Source organism: Desulfothermus naphthae (assembly GCF_054657475.1).
In genome coordinates, this window is record NZ_BAAHYQ010000003.1 from 516,568 (window position 1) to 536,645 (window position 20,078).

The window sequence follows — 20,078 nt, forward strand, 5'->3', positions numbered from 1 at the left end:
GGTTAATTTTTAAGCTCTTCATATAGTTCATCAGGGATTTCAAAATTGGTGTGTACCTTTTGAACATCATCGTGGTCATCTAACTGTTCATAGAGTTTCAAGGCCTTTTTAGCTGTTTCTTTGTCTAAATTTACATAGTTTTGAGGGATCATGGTTATCTCTGCGTTCTCAAATTCTATTCCTGCTTTTTCATAGGCATCTTTTACCTTAATAAAATCTTCTACAGATGTCCTGACTTCATAAGAATCTCCGTCATCTACTATATCTTCAACCCCAGCGTCTAATCCAACTTCTAAGAGTTCATCTTCTGAATATTTTTCCTTGGAAAAAGTAAGTACTCCCATTTTTTCAAACATCCAGCTAACACATCCAGTTTCTCCAAGGTTTCCATTGTTTTTACTGAATATCTTTCTTATTTCTGCAACTGTCCTGTTTTTATTATCTGTTACTGCCTCTACAATTATGGCAACACCTCCTGGACCATATCCTTCGTATACTACCTCCTCTAAAGAACCAGCAGATATCTCTCCAGTGCCCTTTTTGATGGCTGTCTCAATCTTGTCTTTGGGCATGTTTATACTTTTTGCATAGTCTATTGCCATCCTGAGCCTGGAGTTCATGGATGGGTCTCCACCTCCCACCCTGGCAGCAACCATTATTTCCTTTGTGGCCTTTGTAAATAACTTTCCCCTTTTTGCGTCCTGACGACTTTTTCTATATTTAATATTTGCCCATTTACTATGTCCCGCCATATTTCCTCCTGCAAATGCAAAATTAATTATCTTGTTTTTTTAAAGCCCAAAAAAAATGTCTCTTTGCTCTCAGACCTAGAACTTTTAGGTTTATAGGTTTTAACTATTTTAAAAAATTTACGTAATTTTTTCTGAAAATCAGGCACATCAGGTCCATTAAATATCTTCACTACAAATGAACCATTATTTTTTAAGAATTCTATTGCTATATCCAGTGCCATTTCCGCAAGTTCCAATGAGCGTGTCTGGTCAGTTATTTTTATTCCTGTTGTCTTTGGGGCCATATCACTTAATACAACGTCAAAGGGACTATTATCCACTAATATTTTTTCTAACTCCTCATCTCTATTTAAAATATCACCCTGATAAAAGATAATTCCTTGTTGTATGGGAATTTTTAGCTCATTTAGGTCAATAGCAATGACCTTTCCGTTTTTTCCAATCTTTGATTTTGCATATTTTGTCCATGAGCCAGGCGATGCCCCAAGGTCAAGGATATTTTGACCTTTTTTAAAGAGACCAAACTTTTTGTCTATTTCCATTAACTTATAAACAGACCTGGCTGGGTAATTTTCCTTTTTAGCCTTTTTAAAATAATAATCCCGATAATTTTTCAATACCTGCCCCTACACGTGCATTTCGATAAAATATATATGAAAACTCCCTTAAAGCCAAGAGAAAAACTCTATAAGTTTATTTTAAACAAAATACATGATAAAAAATTTACCTGGATTGGACTTTTACTCGTAGACTATAATGGACTTTTTAATATTATTTCAATTATCTCTTCTGCACTATATAACCTTCCTCTTCCTATTCCTGGACACTCTTTTTCAACCTCTTTCCAAATTTTTTCATTTCTTAAATTTTCAAGCCAAAATGGATATGTTTTGCACTGCATTGGTCTTACAGGATAAATGGTACATAATTTATTTTTATAAAAAATACAATCTCCATTTTCTAATTCTTTAATGCTATATGAATCTTTATATGGATATAAAAACTCATTTTTTAATTTTTTTTCGTCTATATTTAAATAATCTGCTATTTTTTTAATTTCATCTTCTGTCACATAAACAGTTCCAGGTTCTCCAGTACAACAAGCACCACATTGTATACATTCAAATTTAATTCCCCCTGAAAAAAAGTATTTTTTTAAATCCATTATAAATAACCCCTAACTAAAAAATTTTCTTTTAAATATTCATTATCATATCTAAAATAACAGCTAATTCCTGAATTTACTTCTGTAATTAAATTTCCATCATCATCTTCAAAAGCGTATGTATTTGGTTCTATTTTAGGTCTAATAAGACCTGGTATAATGATTTCTAATGGTTTTGATATGTCTATCTTATGTCTTACTGATATTAAATACTTGTCAGATGATATTTTTTCTATTACTTTAAACACAACTGGATTTTTATTTTTTGCTGGTTCAATAATATTCTTTCTCATTCCTGGTAAAAAAAATCCTGTATTACATACCCTTGTTGTACTATTTCTTAGTTCTTTTAAGTAAAGATCTAATCTAAATCTTCTCAGTTGCAGATCCTGTAATGCTGAATTATAGACATCAATAACAGGGCCTAAATATGAGCTTGTCTTATTACGGCCCTCTATTTTTAATGCATCAATTTTGTTAATACAAAACCATTTTAAATATTTGATCAAACATAAATCCTCTGCTGCGAAAAATGCGCTAAAATCATCTTGTTCAAAATATTCCCAGAGTATTCTGTCTGGTCGTTCCTTTTCTTCTACTGCAATGCCCTTAATTTTATATAAAAATCTACATGGATGGGTGCAAAGTCCCTGATTAGCAGATCTATTGTTTAAATAGGCGCTTAAATGGCACCTGCCAGAAATTGCCATACACATTGCGCCATGAATAAAGACTTCCAGTTCTATATCTGGATGTGCATATCTTATTCTTTTTAGGTCTTTTAAATTTGTCTCCCTGGCAATGTTTATTCTCTTTATCCCGAATTTTTTCCAGAACCCAACACTATAGCTGTTTGATGTGTTTGCTTGAGTAGATAAGTGAATGGGGAATGAGGGATAGTCTTTTTTTAGTATCTCTATTACTCCTGGATCTGCGCATATTACTCCATCAAATGGTATGTGGTCAATTTCGTCCAGATATGACTTTAATTCAGAAATTTGATGGTCATATAAATAAGCATTTAAACAAAGATAGACCTTTTTTTTGTGCTTTTTTACAAGTGATACAGCCTGTTCTAGCTCTTTATTTGAGAAATTCGCACCCTTTGCCCTAAGGTTAAATTTTTCTCCTCCAAGGTAAACAGCGTCTGCTCCATATGTTAAGGCGGTTGTGAGTCTATCCATATTGCCAGCTGGACAAAGAAGCTCTGGTCTATGCAACAAAAAGCCCCCTTTTTTGCCTGTATTTCTTCATTTCTTCCACTAAGGTGTAGGGTATTTTTAAATTTCCCCTTCCCCATCCAAGTTCAATATTTTTTTTTACAGTGCCATGGAAGTCTGATCCGCCGCTAATAAGTAAATTCAATTCTTTGCACAGGCCAAGATACATTTCAGTGTGCTCAGGCGTATGTTCAGAATAATAGACTTCCATACCATCTAAACCATATTGTTTGAGTTTTATGAGTTCTTTTTTTAATTCTTCTTTTGTTAAATTTAAGGAATAAGGATGTGCTAAAATTACAGTTGCGCTTTCTTTTTTTAAAATAGATATGGCCTTTTTAGGAGAAAACTTTGTCTTTGGTACATATGCAATGCCAGATGGCCCAATATATTTGTCAAAGGCTTCTTTTATGTCTTTGGCCACTTTTTTTTCAACAAGAACCCTTGCAATATGTGGCCTTCCAACTGTAGAGCCCTTTTCAACTATGGTTAATACCTCGTTATAAGTTATATCTATTCCAGCATCTTTTAATTTTTCTATTATTTGTCTGTTTCTATCGTGTCTTTTGTTTCTCAGATATTCAAGTTCGCTCAAAAGGTGCTTTGGTTGTAATGGAAGCCAGAGCCCGACAATATGCATCTGTCCCCTAGGATATTCAACGCTCAGTTCACATCCAGGTATTACCTCTATTTTCTCTCTTTCACCAGCCAGATAGGCCTCTTCCAATCCTTTGGTTGTATCGTGGTCAGTAATTGCAATTGCCTTAAGCCCAATCTTCTTTGCCAAAAGAACCACTTCAGTTGGGGAATAAGTCCCATCTGATGCAGTGGTATGTACATGCAGGTCAACATAATCCATAATTTTATCCCCATTTGTTATAAAAATTCCTTTGATCTTTTTTATTTGGTTATTTAAATTAAGTCAAATACAAGGTTTTTCTCCAAATTTAAAATTACCCTTTATAGATTTTTTAAATATTTTGACAAAACCTGAAGAAAATTCAAAACTATTAGCACCTTTAATTTGAGATTTCATGGAATAAACAAAAAAATATTTAAGGAGGGAGCTTATGGCGTTAAATAAGGAACTGTTGGAGATTTTGGCATGTCCAAAGTGTAAGGGTGATTTAGAACTTACAAAAGAAGAAGATGGACTTATATGTCATCAGTGTAAATTGGTATATCCAATAAAAGAAGAAATACCCATTATGCTTATAGAAGAGGCAATTAAATTAGAAGACTTTATAAATAAAAATAAATGATAGAATTTATTTTTCCCCTTGACACCTCCTGTTTTGATATTATTGTTTATGTTAGAAATGGAAATAAAATAAAAATGAAAACAATAAAAACAGGAGGTGATGTAATATGGTACTAGATTTCAATACACTTTATGATATACCAAGGACAATAGAAAAATTTTTTGATGAAATGTGGGCTCCATTAGAAATTAGTCAAAGGAGACTTGCTTATCCACCAATGAATATTGCAGAAGATGATAACAACATCTATGTTGTAATGGAGCTTCCTGGAGTTGATGTAAAGGATCTTGATCTAACTATTGCAGATAAAAGTTTAATATTGAAGGGTGAAAGAAAATCAGAAGATGCTGAATACATTCGTCAAGAAAGACCGACAGGCCACTTTCAAAGGATTATAAATCTGAATGTTGATGTTGATAGAGAAAAAATAAGTGCAAAAATGAAAAATGGAGTATTAGAAATAGTATTACCAAAGGCAGAAGAGATAAAACCAAAGAAGATTCAAATCGAATCATAAATTAAAAAAAGGGGGTGATATTATGGGAAATGAAGTTGTAAAAAAGAAAGAATATCCAAAGGTTCAACCTTTTACAGATATAATGCATAAAGATAATTCATATTACATTGTAATGGATATGCCTGGTGTTCCAAAGGAGAATTTAAACATTTCAGTAGACAATGATGTATTGACTGTTGAGGCAAAGACAGCTTTTCCCACATTTGAAGGCAAGGATTTACTGAGAAGTGAATTTGGAAATGTGAAATATGTAAGGCAATTCACCTTAACAGATGCAGTGGATAAAGAGAAGATCTCAGCAAGTTTAAAAAATGGTATTTTGACACTAACCTTACCAAAGGCAGAAAAATTGCAACCAAAGAAGATTGAGATACAGGCCGAATAAGGAAAAAATAATTGTTTGGTAACGGAGTCGCCTTTTGGGGTGGCTCCGTTATTTTTTGTTTTTTTTTAAGAGGAATTTTTTTTAATGTCTTGGTTTAGCGTGAAATGGAATTTTCCCCAATAATAAAGTAGCTAATTTTGATTTACAAAAAGCCTATTAAGGATAGATTCCCGGTAACACACCTCAAGTCAAGGACGGTCAATGACAAGCCTTTTGAAAGTAGTAAAAATCTGACGGAAAATTCTTGATAAAATGCGTATGTTAAGACTTGGCATTTTAAAAATCTTGTGCTAGTTTTCACAAAGTCTTGTCTATGTAAATTAACTTATATTCACAAAAAATTATTAGGAGGTAGATATGGCAGTATATGTAGTAGGGCACAAAAGCCCAGATACCGATTCTGTGTGCGCAGCAATTGCTCTGGCTGACCTCAAAAGCAAGATGGGTTTAGAGTGTGTTCCTGTTGTTCAGGGAGAACTCAATAATGAGAGCAAGTTTGTATTGGAAAAATTTGGGGTAAAGGCCCCGGAAATAATGACTGACGGAACAGGAAAACAGGTGATATTAGTGGACCACTCAGACATTTCTCAATCTCTTGATAACCTGGACAAGGCAGAAATCCTTGGCATAGTTGATCACCACAAGGTAGGGGATGTAACCACTCCAAATCCTGTGGAAGTTTGGACATGGCCAGTAGGCTGCACATGCACTGTCCTAAAAAATATGTATGATTTCTTTGGTGTAGAGATTCCGAAAAATATAGCAGGAATAATGGCCTGTGCAATTTTAAGTGATACCGTTATTTTTAAATCTGCAACATGTACAGACAAGGATAAAGAAGCAGCAGAAGCACTTGCAAAAATAGCTGGAATAGATGATTTACAGACCCTAGGTCTTGAGATGTTCAAGGTCAAATCTGCTGTAGAAGGCACGCCAATTAGGGACCTTGTAAAGAGAGATTATAAAGACTTTGATATGAGCGGCAACAAGGTGGGAATTGGACAACTGGAGGTTGTGGATTTAACAATTTTAGACCCAGTAAAAGAACAGCTTGCCGAAGATATAAAGAAGCTAAAAGAAGAGGGTGGATATCACAGTGTATTTTTACTCCTTACAGATATTATGAAGGAAGGCTCCCTTATGCTTATTGCATCTAATGATCCTTCTATTGTTGAAAAAGCTTTTGGAAAGTCTCCTGAAGGTGATAGGGTATGGCTTGACGGAGTTATGTCTAGAAAGAAACAGGTGGTTCCAAACTTAGAAAAGGCTTTTGCTAGTTAAACAATGGGCCCGTAAGGGCCCTTAGTTCCTAAACACAAATACATGTGATGCCCCCACAAAGGTTGGATAAGGAGTTTAAAAGAAAAAAAGTATGAAAATAGTAGGATGAAAGACAAGTTGCTACTTGTTACTTTTTTATAAACCTTAAAATGGAGTTGTTTGACAATCTCACCCTACAGGGATGATGCTAAATTCTTTTATTGAGCTAAAAAATATTAATAAAATTTTTTCACAAAATTATTGCTACAACCAAAGACTTCGTGAAGGGGATTATCCTCCTGATATGCTGGCACTTACAATTAAGACTCTGTTAAAAGAGGCTGAATTAATACCGATGAAATTGTAATGGATGGAAATAGCTGCCTTCCAAACAATAATTAACTGTCTACGAAAAATATTATAAGCACCTAATAAAAATGCCGGGGGAGGGAGTCGAACCCTCACGGGCGCGAGGCCCGCGGGATTTTGAGTCCCGTGCGTCTTCCAATTCCGCCACCCCGGCTTAAGTACCCAATATATTATTTCATTTACAATTACATGTCAAGTATAGATTTTTCTTTAATTGCCAGTGAGGCCAGTTAGGTCAACATTATATAACTTTACTGAATTTTACATTTATATTATGAAAGTTGTGATTTGAGTTTACTACACATCTCTAAACAGTTATCAAATTATCAAAGGAGTTAAAATATATGATTTTAGATGAGAAATATATTGATGAATTAATTGAATACCTTAAGTCTGGAAATTTAGCTGAAGATTTTGAATATTCTACAGAAGAAAGAAGATATGAGATATTGGATTTTTTAGAAAAACTTATGGAATTAGGTGAAGTTGCAGATGAAGCAGCAACCAAGATTATTTTTAAAAATACTCAACTGGGAGCTTTTTTTGAAAACAACCAAAAATAACGCTCCTTTTTTGAAGGCAATACATAAGAATGCTGGGTGATAAAAGAAAAATCCGTTAACTTTTGAACATTCCACCTGGAGTTTGAAAAAATTAAAACATACCCCGTTTGTTTTAAATAGTTTTTAGAGAGTTTTAAAAATCTATCCCACTTACAAAAGGCCCGTGATAAGCACAAATCAAAGTCCTTTTGTTTAAGTTCTTCAATGTTTCCAAAAAATACTTTTGTATTTTTTAGATCAAGGAGTTTTACCATTAAATTTAGGAATACCCCCCTTTTTTTTCTTGGTTCAACCATAAGATATTCGCCCCATTTGTATAAAATTCGAAAAGGTATGCCTGGAATGCCTGCGCCAGCACCAATATCTAAGATTTTAAAATTATAGTAATTTTTTTTCTTTGAAAAATTTTTTAAAATAAAATCAGCAAGATAGATAGAGTCTATTATGAGTTCATCGAAAATTGTTTTTGGATCTTCTATCCCAACTAAATTGGCTTTTTTTGTCCATTTGCTTAAATGAATTACGTATAGAGTAATTTTTTTTATTTCTTCTATACTTAGATTTAATTCTGTATGATCAGCAATTTTTCTTAAAATGTGTTTTTCTAATGAATTAACATCCATAACTTAATTTTAAAAAAAAAATCCAAAAAACACAATTGCAATTTTGATAAAAAAATTTTTAGTTGACATTTTTTTTAAAGTAAGTATTCATAGAATCCATGAAGACAAAACTCGGGCTAGAATCCACCTCATTTAATTTTTATTTTAGCTATTTTTATTTTTGGTTTTGGTATTTTAGGGGTGGAGTCTGTGGCCCGGGTGGTGTGATGTAAATACAACCCAAAAAAAGTCAAAAGGCCGCAGGCTCCAGAAGCCAGCGGCCTTTTTTTATGGTCGTTGGCTTTTGATTTAAGGAGCTTTGGCCCGGATAAAAAAACAAAAAGGAGGTTTAAAATGCATCTGGGCAAATCAATTAGACTTGAGAGGATTTTTAACAGAAATACTGGCAGGACTATTATTGTTCCATTAGATCATGGCGTTACTGTTGGACCAATTCATGGACTTGTGGATTTAAAAGAAACCGTGGACAAAGTTGCAGAAGGCGGAGCAAATGCTGTTTTAATGCATAAAGGTCTTGTGAGATGTGGACACAGAGAACATGGAAAAGATGTAGGACTGATAATTCACCTATCTGCCAGTACTCAACTATCTCCATTTCCCAATGCCAAGACCCTTGTTGGCACAGTTGAAGATGCAATTAAGCTCGGTGCAGATGGAGTGTCTGTGCATGTAAATTTAGGGGACGAGACAGAAAGATATATGCTTGCTGACCTTGGAAAAGTAACCAGTAAGGCTACAGAATGGGGCATGCCAGTACTTGCAATGGTATATGCAAGAGGTCCAAAGATAAAAGATGGATATGATCCTGAAATAGTAGCCCATTGCGCTAGAGTTGGAGAAGAACTTGGGGCAGATGTGGTAAAAGTACCATATACAGGAGATGTAGAATCATTCAGTAAAGTTGTAGACGCATGTTGCATTCCTGTTGTGATTGCAGGCGGGCCAAAGATGGAAAATAAAAAACAGATTTTGACCATGGTATATGAATCTATACAGGCCGGTGGAGCAGGTTTATCTGTTGGTAGGAATATATTCCAGGACGACGACCCTGCTACTTTGGTTAAGGCCCTTCACGGGATTGTGCATGAAGATATGAGTGTTGATGAGGCCCTTGAAATTATAAATAAAAAATAAGGAGCAATAGTAGGCTTATGAAAGAGATAATAGTAAAGGCCATACCTTTTGATAAAAAACTTGTGACTTTATCCCTAGAATCTGGTGTAGATGCTATTCTGGTAGAACAAGATAAGATAAAAGATGTAACTACCCTTGGGAGAATAAATACAACTACACCAGAGGATTTTGATATAATCACATTAAATTCAAAAGAAGATGAACTTTTGGCACAAGAATCTTTAAAAAAAGGGAAAAATGTCCTTATAACCCATGGCTGGGAGATTATTCCAATTGAGAATCTTTTGGCTGTGCAAGAAGGAAGACTTGGAGTTGAGGTCAAAAATCTAGAAGAGGCCAAAGTTGCTGCTGGAATCTTAGAAAAGGGCGTGGATTTTCTAGTTATTTTGCCAGAGGGTAGAGAATTTATAAAGGAAATTGTAAAAGAGCTAAAGCTCACTGGAGAAAAAGTGAAACTTGAAGTAGCAAAAATTACTCAAATAAAAACCATTGGTCTTGGTCACAGGGTTTGTGTTGATACTTGTTCTATTTTAAATACGGGGCAGGGGATGCTTGTTGGAAACTCCTCTGCCTTTACTTTTCTCGTTCATGCAGAGACAGAAGAAAATCCATATGTTGCTGCAAGACCCTTTAGAATAAATGCAGGAGCTGTTCATTCTTATGTATTAAGGCCTGGAGATAAAACATCATATCTGGAAGAATTAAAATCAGGGGATGAAGTACTTATTGTAGATAGCAAGGGAAATACCCTGCTTAGCTCAGTAGGAAGAGTTAAGATTGAAATAAGACCCCTACTTTTAATAAGTGCGGAGACTTCAGGTAAAAAGGGAGATGTGATTTTACAAAATGCCGAGACAATAAGATTGGTAGCAAAGGATGGATCTCCTGTATCTGTTGTAAAGTTAAAACAAGGAGATGAGGTTTTAGTTAAAATAGACGATGCTGGAAGACACTTTGGTATGCGGATTAAAGAAGAAATAAAAGAAAAATAAATTCTTGGCAGGAGATAAGGATGTCAGAAGAGATTAACTCAAAACTAGAAGAAATTAGAAAGCAAATAAACAAAATAGATAGACAGATACTTGAGCTCTTAAATAAACGGGCTGAATATAGTTTAGAAGTTGGAAAGATAAAAAAACATAGTAAAGAAAGCATTTTTAAACCATTTAGAGAAAAGGACATATTAGAAGAATTGGTAAAGGCAAATCCAGGTCCTCTTCCAAGGGAACACTTACTTGCAATTTATCGTGAGATATTGTCATCTTCCAGGAGCCTTCAGCGTCCTCAAAAGATAGTATACCTTGGTCCTGAAGGTACTTTTTCTTATTTTGCTGCACTCCATTATTTTGGACACTCAGCCACTTACTTTCCAAAATTTATCTTAGAAGACGTGTTCAAGGCTGTTAGAAACAAGGAGGCAGAGCTTGGAGTTATCCCCCTTGAAAACTCCCTTCAGGGAACTGTTGGTCAGAGTCTGGATATGTTTTTAAAATATCAGGTCTATATCCAGGCAGAGATCTTTTGTAAGATAAGTCACAGTATTCTTTCCCTTAGTGAAAATCTATCGGACATTGAGGTTGTCTATTCCCATCCCCAGGCATTACAACAGTGCTCTTTGTGGCTCAAGACAAGACTGCCTGGTGTGAAAATTGTTCCTGTGGATAGCACTGCTGCAGGGGCAAAAATGGCGAGCCAGAATAAAAAAGCAGCAGCAATTGCCCACCCTGCCCTTGCTGCAAACTTGGGACTGAATGTTCTAGAGACAGGAATTGAAGATTTGCCTGAAAACTGGACTAGATTTTTGATAATAGGCTCAGATGAACCACCACAAGGTAATAGGGACAAGACATCTCTGCTCTTTACTCTTCCTGATAAACCAGGTTCATTGGCAAGGGTTTTAAACTTGCTGGCCATGGAAAATGTAAATATGAAAAAGTTAGAATCCAGGCCATTGAGGGGCGAGAAGTGGCAATACGTATTCTTTTGCGACGTTGAGTGCGATCTCAGCAAAGAACAATACAAGGCGCTTTTAAAGGATCTTAAACACTCCTGTCACACTTTGAGGATCCTGGGAAGTTATCCAAATGGTCCATATATAGATTTGCCAGGAGAACTAATAAATGAGTCCAGGAGCCAAATATGAAACAAGTTTCTGCACCTCCAAGTAAGTCCTTGACCCACAGGGCCATTATGTGTGCCTCTCTAAGTAGAGGCACATCTGTAATAAAAAATCCTTTAATCAGTGATGATACCAAAAGAACCATTGAATGTTGTATTGCTTTAGGCGCAAAATGCACTATCTCTCAAGAAAAAATAGAAATAAAAGGAATTAAGGAATACAAGACAGATAAAAAAGTAAAATTAAATGTTGGTGAATCTGGAACCACCTGTAGGCTAATTACCCCTATTGTAGGTGCTATAGAGGGTATTGAAGCTTTTGTGTTTGGGGAAGGTCGTATGCACAAAAGGCCAATAGGAGAGCTCATAAACGTTCTCTCTTCATTAAGTTGCCAAATCTCCTATAATGAAAAGCAAGGATATCCCCCTTTTACCATAAGGTCAAAAGGGTTAAAAGGAGGTGTTACACAAATAAGCTTAGAAAAATCTTCACAATACCTATCTGGTCTGCTTTTGGCAGCTCCCATGGCAAAGGCGGATATGGAAATCCATGTAATTGGCAAAAAGACTGTATCTTGGCCTTATGTGGGTTTGACTATCCAGACCATGAAGAAATTTGGCATAGATGTATCAATCTATGAGGCCCAAGAAGATAAATGGATAAAAAAGGAGCTAGGTGAAATAACTTATGTTGAACCTGGCAAGATAAAATTTGTAGTTAAAAAGGGAAAATATAAGCCCTGTGATTTTTTTGTTGAAGGAGATTGGTCCAATGCTTCATATCTGGTAGCTGCTGGACTTCTTTTAAAAAGTGGGTTAAAAATAGGAGGACTTTTTAAAGATTCTCTACAAGGAGATAGAAAGATTTTAGATATTTTGACAAAAATGGGGGCACGAATTTTGTGGGACAAAGATGCAGTGGTAGCACATCCTTCTAATCTTCATGGTATTGAAATTAATATGAAAGAGTGTCCAGACCTTGTGCCAACTGTGGCAGTGCTTGCTTCCATGGCAGACTCAAAGAGTGTAATTACAGGAGTTGAACACTTAAAATTAAAGGAAAGTGATAGGTTAATGGGAGTTGCAAATGAGGTGAAAAAGGTTGGAGCAAAGGTGGAGGTATTTGATGATGGGCTCTTAATTGAGCCAAATCCCTTACCCCTTGGCCAGGAAATTTCTTTTTGCACATATGCAGACCACAGGATGGCAATGAGTTTATCTTTGTATGAGCTTAAGGGAATTAAAGTAAAACTGGACAATAAGAGTTGTGTAGCCAAATCTTTTCCAAATTTTTTTGATATCTGGGAAAAAATAAAAAATTAATTAAGCTAATTATTTGTGATTTAATGGATAAAAAAATAAAAAATATACTCATTGTGGGAAACAAAGGTGCAATGGGGTCGTTTTTTGAAAAAAAGTTTAGATCCCATGGGAGATTTAATCTACACGGTATAGATAGACCCCTTGAGCTTTCGGCAGTCGAGGATATTTTTGATGATCTTCACATGGCACTGTTATGTGTTCCAATTCATGCCATAAAGGAGGTTGTGGTTAAATTAAAAGATAGATTAAACAAAGACACTATCTTAGTTGATATATGTTCAGTAAAGGTGCTTCCAATGGAGGCCATGTTGAATAATTATCTAGGTCCTGTTGTTGGGACCCATCCCCTATTTGGTCCAAACCCCGAGCCTGATCACCCTTTAAAGGTTGCCATTGTAAAGGGGCGAGGAGATAATGAATTAAAAATGGTTAAGGATATATTTATTTCTATTGGTTGTGATGTTTTTGAATGCACTGCAAAACAACATGACCGAGCAATGGCCTTTATTCAAGGGCTCAATTTTGTAACAACACTTTCTTATTTTGCTGCCTTTTCTGGTGATGAGTCTCTTCTTAGATTCATTACTCCCTCTTTTAAAAGACGCATTGAGTCTGCAAAAAAGATGTTGTGTGAAGATTTTTCTCTTTTTCAGAACCTATTTGAGTCAAATCCCTATTCCCATGAAGCTGTGAAGAAATTCAGGTCTTATTTAAATCTGGCATCTGCAGGTGATCTGGACCTTTTAGTGCAGAAGGCTTGGTGGTGGTGGAAAGTGGATAAAAATAAGGGGGGTGCGCCCTAAAAAGGGGTGTTTTAAATAAAGGATTAATTGAGGGCCGCATCCCCCAAAAGGGATGCGGCCTTTTTTTAACCATATTTTTAGGAGGAGTTGTATGACTATTGAAATCAATCAAACTATAACTACATATCCTGCTGATGTGCACACACCAATTGGCCTTTACCTGAGATTTGTTGGTAAAGACAAAGGCATACTCCTTGAGAGCGCTGAAGTAGATGGAAAGCTTGGAAGATATAGCCTCCTTGCATGGGATTTTAGACTGCAGCTTAAATTAAAAAATGGAAAAATGGAGGTAAAAGCTTATGATCCTAAATTTTCAAATATAGAAAAATTTAAAGGACAGGATTTTTTTAAAGCCATTAAAGAGATTTTAAAAATTATCTCTATTAAACCATCAGAGCAAAATCTTCCTCCAATCACAAGATCACTTATTGGATATATTGGATACGAGTGTATTGGACTCTTTGAACCAAAACTTCAAAGCCACATGGATATCAATGATGCTGAATCCATTTTTATCCTTCCTGGAAAACAGATCCTCTACGATCACCTCCATCTCAAATGTTATTACATCTCCATTGATGGAGAAAAATTAACAGAAGCTAAAGATAAGATCAATTTAAATGCTAAACATAAAATAGGCAAAGTTCACTCGTCTTTCAAAGAAGAAGAATTCATCATGGCAGTAAAACAGACAAAGGATCTCATATATCAGGGAGAAGCTATTCAGGTTGTATTGTCAAATAGATTTTCATCTGAGTTTTCAGGAGAACCCTTTAGCGTGTACAGGGGACTCAGGCAGACAAATCCATCTCCATATATGTTTTTTATGAATTTAGAGGATATTACTTTAATTGGCTCCTCTCCTGAGCTCATGGTGCGATGTCAAAATGACATTGTTGAGGTAAGGCCCATTGCTGGAACAAGGAAAAGGGGCAAAACCGAACTTGAGGACAAAGAACTCGCAATAGACCTTATTAATGACCCAAAGGAGCGGGCTGAGCACGTGATGCTCGTAGATCTTGGAAGAAATGACCTTGGCCGTATAGCTGCCCCTGGTTCTGTTGAAGTAAGCAAATTTATGGAAATAGAAAAATTCTCCCATGTTATGCATTTAACATCCTATGTTGTTGCCAGATTAAAAGAGGGTTTAGATGCCATTGATATTATTTGTGCAACTTTTCCCGCAGGAACAGTATCTGGTGCACCAAAAATCAGGGCAATGGAAATTATATCTCAAATGGAAAAGATCCCCCGTGGGCCATATGCTGGGGCAGTTGGCTGGTTAGGAGTATCACAGGAAAGACACTTCCTGGATACAGGAATAATTATACGATCACTCTGGATAAAAAACTCAAAGGTCTTTTGGCAAGCTGGAGCAGGGATTGTTGCAGATTCAAAACCTGAGAATGAATGGATTGAATGCCATAATAAGGCAAAGGTTATATATCAAGTTTTAACCAATGGGGGAGGTACAGATGTTTTTGCTAATAGATAATTACGACTCATTTACATACAACTTAGTGCAAATTTTTCAAAAATTAAATGTATTTCCCAAGGTATTTAGAAATGATGATGTGGGTATGTTTGAACATCTTAAAGAAAAAAAACTAAAAGGGATTATCTTATCGCCTGGGCCAGGAGGGCCTCTATCCAGTGGACTATGTCTTAAGCTCTTAGAAAAAATCCCACCCAATATGCCTGTGCTAGGAGTATGTCTTGGACATCAAGTTCTTGGTTATTTTGCTGGCTATCAAATATCTCAGGCAAAAAAAATCATGCATGGAAAGACATCCTCTATAAAATTTAAAAAAAGTCCATTATTTGAAAACATGGAAAATCCTTTTATTGCTACAAGATATCACTCTTTAGTGATCTCAAAACCAAGGGTTAAAAATCCAATGGACATTGAAATATTAGCAAAAAGTGAAGATGGAGAGATTATGGCAATTGGTTTTAAGGATAGGCCATGGTATGGTGTCCAATTTCATCCAGAATCAATACTCAGTAAATCAGGTCCAAAAATCATAGAAAACTTCATAAAGATTTCAATAAAAGGAGGACAAGATGGAAATTAAACAAGCGCTTTTAGCATTAGCTAACAAACAGGATGTGGCTGAAGATTTATTAATAAAGTGTTTTGATGACCTATTTCAGGGAAAACTTACTCCATCCCAGGCTGGGGCATTCTTATTTGGCTTAAAAACAAAAGGAGAAACCCCATCTGAGCTTTTTCCCGCGGTTAAAACAGCTTTAAAATATGCAGTAAAAGTAGATGTAACAGATATATCAGACAAAACCATAGATACCTGTGGAACTGGAGGAGATGGAAAGATGAGTTTTAATTGTTCCACTGCAGTTGCCCTATATCTTGCTGATATGGGATACAAGGTTGTAAAACATGGAAATAAGGGAGTATCAAGTAAATGCGGAAGTGCTGATATATTAGAAGAGTTAGGCGTACCTTTTTTAAAAGAACCCGTCGAAATAAAAAATTTTTTAAAAAGTAAAAATTTTGTGTTTTTGTTTGCTCCTTTTTTTCACCCTGCATTTAAACATGTAGCTCCTGTCAGGATGGAGCTTGGAATTCCAACTATCTTTAATGTAATGGGACCTCTGCTAAATCCCGCAAATCCTACCCATCAACTAGTAGGAGTGGGGGACAAAAAATATATGGACACCATGGCAAAAGTATTGCAATTAAAAGGCATAAAAAGAGCAGCAGTTGTCCATGGAGATGGATTTGATGAAATAACACCTACTGGAGAGACACAAGTTATACTAGTTGAGGAAAATGATATAAAAAAATTTACAATTACACCAGAAGAGTTTGAGATTAAAAGATGCAGTGAACAAGATTTAAAGATCAAAGACAAAAATCAATCATTGGAAATAATGAAATTGCTCTTTGAAGGTAAGGCTCCACAACCTATAAAAGATATGGTTGCTTTGAATTTGGGAATGGCCCTGTATTTATTAAATGAAAATATGCAATTAAAAGATGCAGTAAAATCAGCAAGGCAAAGGATAGATAAAGGTATAAACAATATAACCTTTAACTAAAATGCAGGATTAAAAATATGTTAAATAAGTTTATTCAAGCAAAATATGATGAAATAAATAATTTGAAAAAAATGGAGGATCAAGGTATCTTTCCTGACTCCTATAAAAATAAGAAACCCAAGTTATCAAAATCACTGAAACACAAAAAAGGAATTATAGCAGAATATAAGATTGGATCCCCATCTATGGGAATTATCAATAAAAATTTAGATGTGTGTGAAGTAGTAATGGAATATGTTGAAAATGGTGCTGTTGGTGTATCTGTTATTACAGAAAAAAAATATTTTTATGCTGACCTTGATTTATTGAATAAATTGCAACACATAAATGTTCCTATTCTAAGAAAAGACTTTATAATTGACCCTATTCAGGTAAAATATACTGCTACTACACCTGCATCTTCTGTTTTGTTAATTGTCAAATTATTTAAAGATAAATATGACCAATTATTGAAATTAATAGATTATTCTTATTTACTTGGTCTGGAGCCTGTAGTAGAAATAAATGATGCATATGAACTTGAAATTGCAAGAAAAAGTGGAGCTAAATTATTTCTTATAAATAATAGAAATCTAGATACTTTAGAAGTTGATATTAAGACCTCTAAAAACCTTATATCCAAAAAACAAGATAAAGAGATCTGGATTTCAGCAAGTGGAATATCTTCACCTAAAACCGTGAAAGAAATGTTAAAAATAGGATATGATGGGTGTTTGATAGGTACCTATTTTATGAAACACAAAGACCCTGCAAAGGTGCTTGGTTATTTTGTAAAGGAATTAGATTGAAAAATTGGGCGATATTGAGGTAGTTCAAATAAGGAGTAAATTAAATGCTCTTAAAAGTGTGTGGATTAACCAGATATGAAGACGTTGTGTTTTGCGATGATCTTGGAGTAGATCTAGTTGGGTTTATTTTCTTTAAAAAAAGCCCAAGATATATATCCGTGGATAAGGTAAAAAGTTTTTGTACAAAAAATGCAAAAAAAGTTGGAGTATTTGTGGATCACTCTGCTCATGAAATTCTAGAGATAATTGAATATGCAAATCTGGATCTTGTGCAGCTCCATGGAAAATATTCAGAAACAGATTGCGAGAAAATAGGAACACATAGAATAATTTTAACCAAATGGCCTGATGCATATAAAGATAAAAATGCATTTTTAAATGAAATACACAGGCTATCAAATAAATGTTTATATTTTTTGTTTGATGCAGGAATAAAAGGAGGTGGACATGGAACAAAAATAAAAAATATTTCCTTTTTAAAGGCCATTCCAGAAGAAATTAAATGGATCATTGCTGGTGGAATATCTTCAAATAATATAGAGGATATTTTGTGTGAGTTATCTCCAGATGGTATAGACGTAAATTCAGGTGTTGAGATATCTAAAGGCATAAAGGATAAAGATAAAATTATGGGCATTTACAAAAAAATAAAGGAGTTAAGATGAAGAAGGCATATTTTGGAGAGTTTGGAGGGCAATTTGTTCCAGAACTATTGATGCCACCTTTAATAGAACTAGAAGAGGCATATGAGCAAATTGTCCCATCAGAAGATTTTCAGAGAGAATTTAATTCAATATTAAAGGATTATGTAGGAAGGCCAACTCCCCTTACCTTTTGTAAGAATTTGAGCTCAGAACTTGGCTTTAATCTCTGGTTAAAAAGGGAGGATCTTGCCCATAGTGGGGCCCATAAAATCAATAATACAATTGGTCAGGCACTTTTAACCAAGTATATGGGCAAAAAAAGATTGGTGGCTGAAACTGGCGCTGGACAACACGGAGTTGCAACAGCCACTGCTGCAGCATTACTTGGACTTGAGTGCATAGTCTTTATGGGTGCAAAGGATGTAGAAAGACAGGCTCCAAATGTAAAGAGGATGGAGCTTTTGGGGGCTGAGGTAAGGCCTGTATATTCATCCACCCAAACATTAAAAGATGCAATAAATGAGGCCCTTAGATATTGGATATCTCATCAAAGGGATACTCATTATTGTCTTGGCTCTGTTGTTGGTCCACACCCATTTCCTGCCCTGGTAAGGGATTTTCAATCTGTTATAGGAAAGGAGGCAAAGGAACAATTTTTAGAAAAAACAAATAGACTTCCAGACCATGTAATTGCCTGCGTGGGCGGTGGATCAAATGCAATGGGAATCTTTTATGAATTTTTAGAACACAGGGAAGTAAAATTAACAGGAGTTGAAGCTGCTGGTGAAGGCACTCCCAATTGCTACCACTCTGCCACTTTAAACAAAGGAACTCTTGGTATTCTCCACGGAACAAAAACCTATCTTTTGCAAACTGAAGATGGGCAAATCCTACCATCTCATTCTGTTGCCCCAGGGCTCGATTATCCAGGTGTGGGACCTGAACACGCATATTTAAAGGAGACAAAAAGGGCAGAATATGTTTGCGTAACAGATGAACAAGCACTCTTGGCCTTTAAAGTTCTCTGCAAAAAAGAAGGGATAATTCCAGCCCTTGAGAGTTCACACGCCCTTAGCTTTGCATTAAATCTAAAAGGTAAGGTGAAAGAAAATTACCATGTAATTGTAAATCTCTCAGGCAGGGGCGATAAAGACCTGGATATTGTATTTAAGCATTTGAAATAAAAAATGGAGGATAATTGATGTCACTAAATAAATTTGAGAAAATTTTTCAAGATAAGCAAAAAAAAGGCAAAAAGGCTATTATGCCCTTTTTGCCAGCTGGATATCCAGACAAGGAAAAATTTTGGGAATATATAAGAGAAATGGACAAACTGGGAGCTGATATAATCGAGATAGGTGTTCCATTTTCAGATCCAGTAGCTGATGGCCCAGTTGTGGAAGAGGCATCTAATATTGCGCTTAAAAATGGGGTCAATTTAAAATGGATAATTGATAATCTAACAGAATACAGAGTTTTCCTTGATTGTGAGATAGTACTTATGGGCTATTGCAATCCCTTTTTTAAATATGGTTATGAAAAACTGGCAAAGGACATGAAAAATGCTGGAGTATCTGGAATAATTATAGCTGATTTACCTTTAGAAGAAAGCATTAAAATAAAGCCTATTTTTGATGCTCATGATATATCTTTAATCTATCTGGTAGGTTTAAATACATCAAAAGAGAGACTGGAAAAATATGCAAAATTTGCCTCTGGATTTGTCTATTTTGTATCAGTGCTTGGAACAACTGGTGCAAGGGACAAATTGCCAGAGGAGCTCAAAGAAAAATTAAAATTGGCAAGGGATATATTTGACCTTCCTATTTCTATTGGATTTGGTATAAAATCCCCATCTCAAGTTAAAGAAATAGAAGAATATATCGATGGAATTGTATTTGGGAGCTCAGTAATTGAACATATAAATAAGGGTAAAGATATAAAAGATTTTTTTAAGGCATGGATATAAATTTTGGCCCAGGTTTTAGGACCTGGGCTGCACTTATTACTTTTCACATTTTAGCATAAATTCTCTCAAAGTCTTCTTCTCTGAGCTTACTAAAAGAGTATATGTCAAGACCAAGTCTTTTTT

The 20,078-nt window shown here is 35.2% G+C and carries 23 protein-coding genes and 1 tRNA gene; 17 read left to right on the forward strand and 7 right to left on the reverse strand.

Going from position 1 to position 20,078, the window contains the following annotated elements:
* Positions 1 to 2 precede the first annotated feature (2 nt).
* The 5 genes from ACYQ1E_RS14200 to ACYQ1E_RS14220 form a co-directional block, all read right to left on the reverse strand.
* Complete coding sequence (locus tag ACYQ1E_RS14200) at positions 3 to 752, reverse strand: YebC/PmpR family DNA-binding transcriptional regulator (RefSeq protein WP_459880727.1); 750 nt, start codon at positions 750 to 752, stop codon at positions 3 to 5.
* Positions 753 to 778: 26 nt separating this feature from the next.
* Positions 779 to 1,369 carry an RlmE family RNA methyltransferase gene (locus ACYQ1E_RS14205; RefSeq protein ID WP_459880729.1) on the reverse strand — a complete coding sequence of 197 codons (591 nt, stop codon included), beginning with the start codon at positions 1,367 to 1,369 and terminating at the stop codon, positions 779 to 781.
* Positions 1,370 to 1,503: 134 nt separating this feature from the next.
* Positions 1,504 to 1,917: a YkgJ family cysteine cluster protein gene (locus tag ACYQ1E_RS14210; protein ID WP_459880732.1), complete on the reverse strand. Its 414-nt coding sequence runs from the start codon at positions 1,915 to 1,917 to the stop codon at positions 1,504 to 1,506.
* Entirely contained in the window at positions 1,917 to 3,140 is a 1,224-nt protein-coding gene (locus tag ACYQ1E_RS14215; protein WP_459880734.1) for a peptidase U32 family protein, read from the reverse strand. Before ACYQ1E_RS14215 ends, ACYQ1E_RS14210 begins: the two co-directional genes overlap by 1 nt.
* The gene (locus tag ACYQ1E_RS14220; protein ID WP_459880737.1) at positions 3,130 to 3,996 is read right to left on the reverse strand and encodes a PHP domain-containing protein; all 867 of its coding nucleotides are present in this window, start codon (positions 3,994 to 3,996) and stop codon (positions 3,130 to 3,132) included. The genes ACYQ1E_RS14215 and ACYQ1E_RS14220 overlap by 11 nt, the downstream gene beginning before the upstream one ends.
* A gap of 211 nt (positions 3,997 to 4,207) precedes the next feature.
* Here ACYQ1E_RS14220 and ACYQ1E_RS14225 point away from each other — a divergent pair, with 211 nt between their 5' ends.
* The 4 genes from ACYQ1E_RS14225 (at position 4,208) to ACYQ1E_RS14240 (ending at position 6,582) form a co-directional block, all read left to right on the forward strand.
* The gene (locus ACYQ1E_RS14225; RefSeq protein ID WP_459880739.1) at positions 4,208 to 4,399 is read left to right on the forward strand and encodes a Trm112 family protein; all 192 of its coding nucleotides are present in this window, start codon (positions 4,208 to 4,210) and stop codon (positions 4,397 to 4,399) included.
* A 106-nt stretch (positions 4,400 to 4,505) separates the two neighbouring features.
* On the forward strand, positions 4,506 to 4,916 hold the full coding sequence (locus tag ACYQ1E_RS14230; protein ID WP_459880742.1) for an Hsp20/alpha crystallin family protein: 411 nt from the start codon (positions 4,506 to 4,508) through the stop codon (positions 4,914 to 4,916).
* A 22-nt stretch (positions 4,917 to 4,938) separates the two neighbouring features.
* Complete coding sequence (locus ACYQ1E_RS14235; RefSeq protein WP_459880745.1) at positions 4,939 to 5,301, forward strand: Hsp20/alpha crystallin family protein; 363 nt, start codon at positions 4,939 to 4,941, stop codon at positions 5,299 to 5,301.
* Positions 5,302 to 5,658: 357 nt separating this feature from the next.
* Positions 5,659 to 6,582, forward strand: coding sequence for a manganese-dependent inorganic pyrophosphatase (locus ACYQ1E_RS14240; protein ID WP_459880748.1), 924 nt, complete (start codon positions 5,659 to 5,661; stop codon positions 6,580 to 6,582).
* A gap of 417 nt (positions 6,583 to 6,999) precedes the next feature.
* Here the strand turns inward: ACYQ1E_RS14240 and ACYQ1E_RS14245 are convergent.
* Positions 7,000 to 7,084, reverse strand: a tRNA-Leu gene (locus ACYQ1E_RS14245).
* Between the two features lie 190 nt (positions 7,085 to 7,274).
* Between ACYQ1E_RS14245 and ACYQ1E_RS14250 the strand changes: the two genes are divergently transcribed.
* On the forward strand, positions 7,275 to 7,493 hold the full coding sequence (locus tag ACYQ1E_RS14250) for a hypothetical protein (RefSeq protein ID WP_459880751.1): 219 nt from the start codon (positions 7,275 to 7,277) through the stop codon (positions 7,491 to 7,493).
* Here ACYQ1E_RS14250 and rsmG read toward each other — a convergent pair.
* On the reverse strand, positions 7,457 to 8,116 hold the full coding sequence (rsmG, locus tag ACYQ1E_RS14255; protein ID WP_459880754.1) for a 16S rRNA (guanine(527)-N(7))-methyltransferase RsmG: 660 nt from the start codon (positions 8,114 to 8,116) through the stop codon (positions 7,457 to 7,459). The genes ACYQ1E_RS14250 and rsmG overlap by 37 nt on opposite strands.
* Positions 8,117 to 8,449: 333 nt before the next feature.
* On the opposite strand from rsmG, the gene ACYQ1E_RS14260 reads away from it, so the two are divergent.
* The 12 genes from ACYQ1E_RS14260 (at position 8,450) to trpA (ending at position 19,955) form a co-directional block, all read left to right on the forward strand.
* A complete protein-coding gene (locus ACYQ1E_RS14260) occupies positions 8,450 to 9,250 on the forward strand; it encodes a 2-amino-3,7-dideoxy-D-threo-hept-6-ulosonate synthase (RefSeq protein WP_459880757.1) in 801 nt (266 codons plus the stop codon).
* 17 nt (positions 9,251 to 9,267) lie between these two features.
* Complete coding sequence (locus ACYQ1E_RS14265) at positions 9,268 to 10,242, forward strand: 3-dehydroquinate synthase II (protein ID WP_459880760.1); 975 nt, start codon at positions 9,268 to 9,270, stop codon at positions 10,240 to 10,242.
* A gap of 20 nt (positions 10,243 to 10,262) precedes the next feature.
* Positions 10,263 to 11,393, forward strand: coding sequence for a prephenate dehydratase (gene pheA / locus ACYQ1E_RS14270; protein ID WP_459880763.1), 1,131 nt, complete (start codon positions 10,263 to 10,265; stop codon positions 11,391 to 11,393).
* Complete coding sequence (aroA, locus tag ACYQ1E_RS14275) at positions 11,390 to 12,691, forward strand: 3-phosphoshikimate 1-carboxyvinyltransferase (RefSeq protein ID WP_459880766.1); 1,302 nt, start codon at positions 11,390 to 11,392, stop codon at positions 12,689 to 12,691. Before pheA ends, aroA begins: the two co-directional genes overlap by 4 nt.
* Positions 12,692 to 12,714: 23 nt before the next feature.
* Entirely contained in the window at positions 12,715 to 13,494 is a 780-nt protein-coding gene (locus ACYQ1E_RS14280) for a prephenate dehydrogenase/arogenate dehydrogenase family protein (protein WP_459880769.1), read from the forward strand.
* 91 nt (positions 13,495 to 13,585) lie between these two features.
* Entirely contained in the window at positions 13,586 to 14,989 is a 1,404-nt protein-coding gene (locus tag ACYQ1E_RS14285; RefSeq protein ID WP_459880772.1) for an anthranilate synthase component I family protein, read from the forward strand.
* Entirely contained in the window at positions 14,970 to 15,569 is a 600-nt protein-coding gene (locus tag ACYQ1E_RS14290; RefSeq protein ID WP_459880775.1) for an anthranilate synthase component II, read from the forward strand. The genes ACYQ1E_RS14285 and ACYQ1E_RS14290 overlap by 20 nt, the downstream gene beginning before the upstream one ends.
* Complete coding sequence (trpD, locus tag ACYQ1E_RS14295) at positions 15,559 to 16,554, forward strand: anthranilate phosphoribosyltransferase (protein WP_459880777.1); 996 nt, start codon at positions 15,559 to 15,561, stop codon at positions 16,552 to 16,554. The genes ACYQ1E_RS14290 and trpD overlap by 11 nt, the downstream gene beginning before the upstream one ends.
* A gap of 17 nt (positions 16,555 to 16,571) precedes the next feature.
* Positions 16,572 to 17,342 carry an indole-3-glycerol-phosphate synthase gene (locus ACYQ1E_RS14300; protein ID WP_459880780.1) on the forward strand — a complete coding sequence of 257 codons (771 nt, stop codon included), beginning with the start codon at positions 16,572 to 16,574 and terminating at the stop codon, positions 17,340 to 17,342.
* 44 nt (positions 17,343 to 17,386) lie between these two features.
* Positions 17,387 to 18,007: a phosphoribosylanthranilate isomerase gene (locus ACYQ1E_RS14305; RefSeq protein WP_459880783.1), complete on the forward strand. Its 621-nt coding sequence runs from the start codon at positions 17,387 to 17,389 to the stop codon at positions 18,005 to 18,007.
* Positions 18,004 to 19,170: a tryptophan synthase subunit beta gene (gene trpB, locus ACYQ1E_RS14310; protein ID WP_459880786.1), complete on the forward strand. Its 1,167-nt coding sequence runs from the start codon at positions 18,004 to 18,006 to the stop codon at positions 19,168 to 19,170. Before ACYQ1E_RS14305 ends, trpB begins: the two co-directional genes overlap by 4 nt.
* A 17-nt stretch (positions 19,171 to 19,187) precedes the next feature.
* On the forward strand, positions 19,188 to 19,955 hold the full coding sequence (gene trpA, locus ACYQ1E_RS14315; RefSeq protein ID WP_459880789.1) for a tryptophan synthase subunit alpha: 768 nt from the start codon (positions 19,188 to 19,190) through the stop codon (positions 19,953 to 19,955).
* The last annotated feature ends 123 nt before the right edge of the window (positions 19,956 to 20,078 follow it).

Bases quoted from the DNA above. Each gene is read 5' to 3' on its own strand.
- ACYQ1E_RS14200 (WP_459880727.1), bottom strand. From the start codon at position 752: ATGGCGGGACATAGTAAATGGGCAAATATTAAATATAGAAAAAGTCGT.
- ACYQ1E_RS14210 (WP_459880732.1), bottom strand. From the start codon at position 1,917: ATGGATTTAAAAAAATACTTTTTTTCAGGGGGAATTAAATTTGAATGT.
- ACYQ1E_RS14220 (WP_459880737.1), bottom strand. From the start codon at position 3,996: ATGGATTATGTTGACCTGCATGTACATACCACTGCATCAGATGGGACT.
- ACYQ1E_RS14225 (WP_459880739.1), top strand. From the start codon at position 4,208: ATGGCGTTAAATAAGGAACTGTTGGAGATTTTGGCATGTCCAAAGTGT.
- ACYQ1E_RS14230 (WP_459880742.1), top strand. From the start codon at position 4,506: ATGGTACTAGATTTCAATACACTTTATGATATACCAAGGACAATAGAA.
- ACYQ1E_RS14235 (WP_459880745.1), top strand. From the start codon at position 4,939: ATGGGAAATGAAGTTGTAAAAAAGAAAGAATATCCAAAGGTTCAACCT.
- ACYQ1E_RS14240 (WP_459880748.1), top strand. From the start codon at position 5,659: ATGGCAGTATATGTAGTAGGGCACAAAAGCCCAGATACCGATTCTGTG.
- ACYQ1E_RS14250 (WP_459880751.1), top strand. From the start codon at position 7,275: ATGATTTTAGATGAGAAATATATTGATGAATTAATTGAATACCTTAAG.
- rsmG (WP_459880754.1), bottom strand. From the start codon at position 8,116: ATGGATGTTAATTCATTAGAAAAACACATTTTAAGAAAAATTGCTGAT.
- ACYQ1E_RS14260 (WP_459880757.1), top strand. From the start codon at position 8,450: ATGCATCTGGGCAAATCAATTAGACTTGAGAGGATTTTTAACAGAAAT.
- ACYQ1E_RS14265 (WP_459880760.1), top strand. From the start codon at position 9,268: ATGAAAGAGATAATAGTAAAGGCCATACCTTTTGATAAAAAACTTGTG.
- pheA (WP_459880763.1), top strand. From the start codon at position 10,263: ATGTCAGAAGAGATTAACTCAAAACTAGAAGAAATTAGAAAGCAAATA.
- aroA (WP_459880766.1), top strand. From the start codon at position 11,390: ATGAAACAAGTTTCTGCACCTCCAAGTAAGTCCTTGACCCACAGGGCC.
- ACYQ1E_RS14280 (WP_459880769.1), top strand. From the start codon at position 12,715: ATGGATAAAAAAATAAAAAATATACTCATTGTGGGAAACAAAGGTGCA.
- ACYQ1E_RS14285 (WP_459880772.1), top strand. From the start codon at position 13,586: ATGACTATTGAAATCAATCAAACTATAACTACATATCCTGCTGATGTG.
- ACYQ1E_RS14290 (WP_459880775.1), top strand. From the start codon at position 14,970: ATGTTTTTGCTAATAGATAATTACGACTCATTTACATACAACTTAGTG.
- trpD (WP_459880777.1), top strand. From the start codon at position 15,559: ATGGAAATTAAACAAGCGCTTTTAGCATTAGCTAACAAACAGGATGTG.
- ACYQ1E_RS14300 (WP_459880780.1), top strand. From the start codon at position 16,572: ATGTTAAATAAGTTTATTCAAGCAAAATATGATGAAATAAATAATTTG.
- ACYQ1E_RS14305 (WP_459880783.1), top strand. From the start codon at position 17,387: ATGCTCTTAAAAGTGTGTGGATTAACCAGATATGAAGACGTTGTGTTT.
- trpB (WP_459880786.1), top strand. From the start codon at position 18,004: ATGAAGAAGGCATATTTTGGAGAGTTTGGAGGGCAATTTGTTCCAGAA.
- trpA (WP_459880789.1), top strand. From the start codon at position 19,188: ATGTCACTAAATAAATTTGAGAAAATTTTTCAAGATAAGCAAAAAAAA.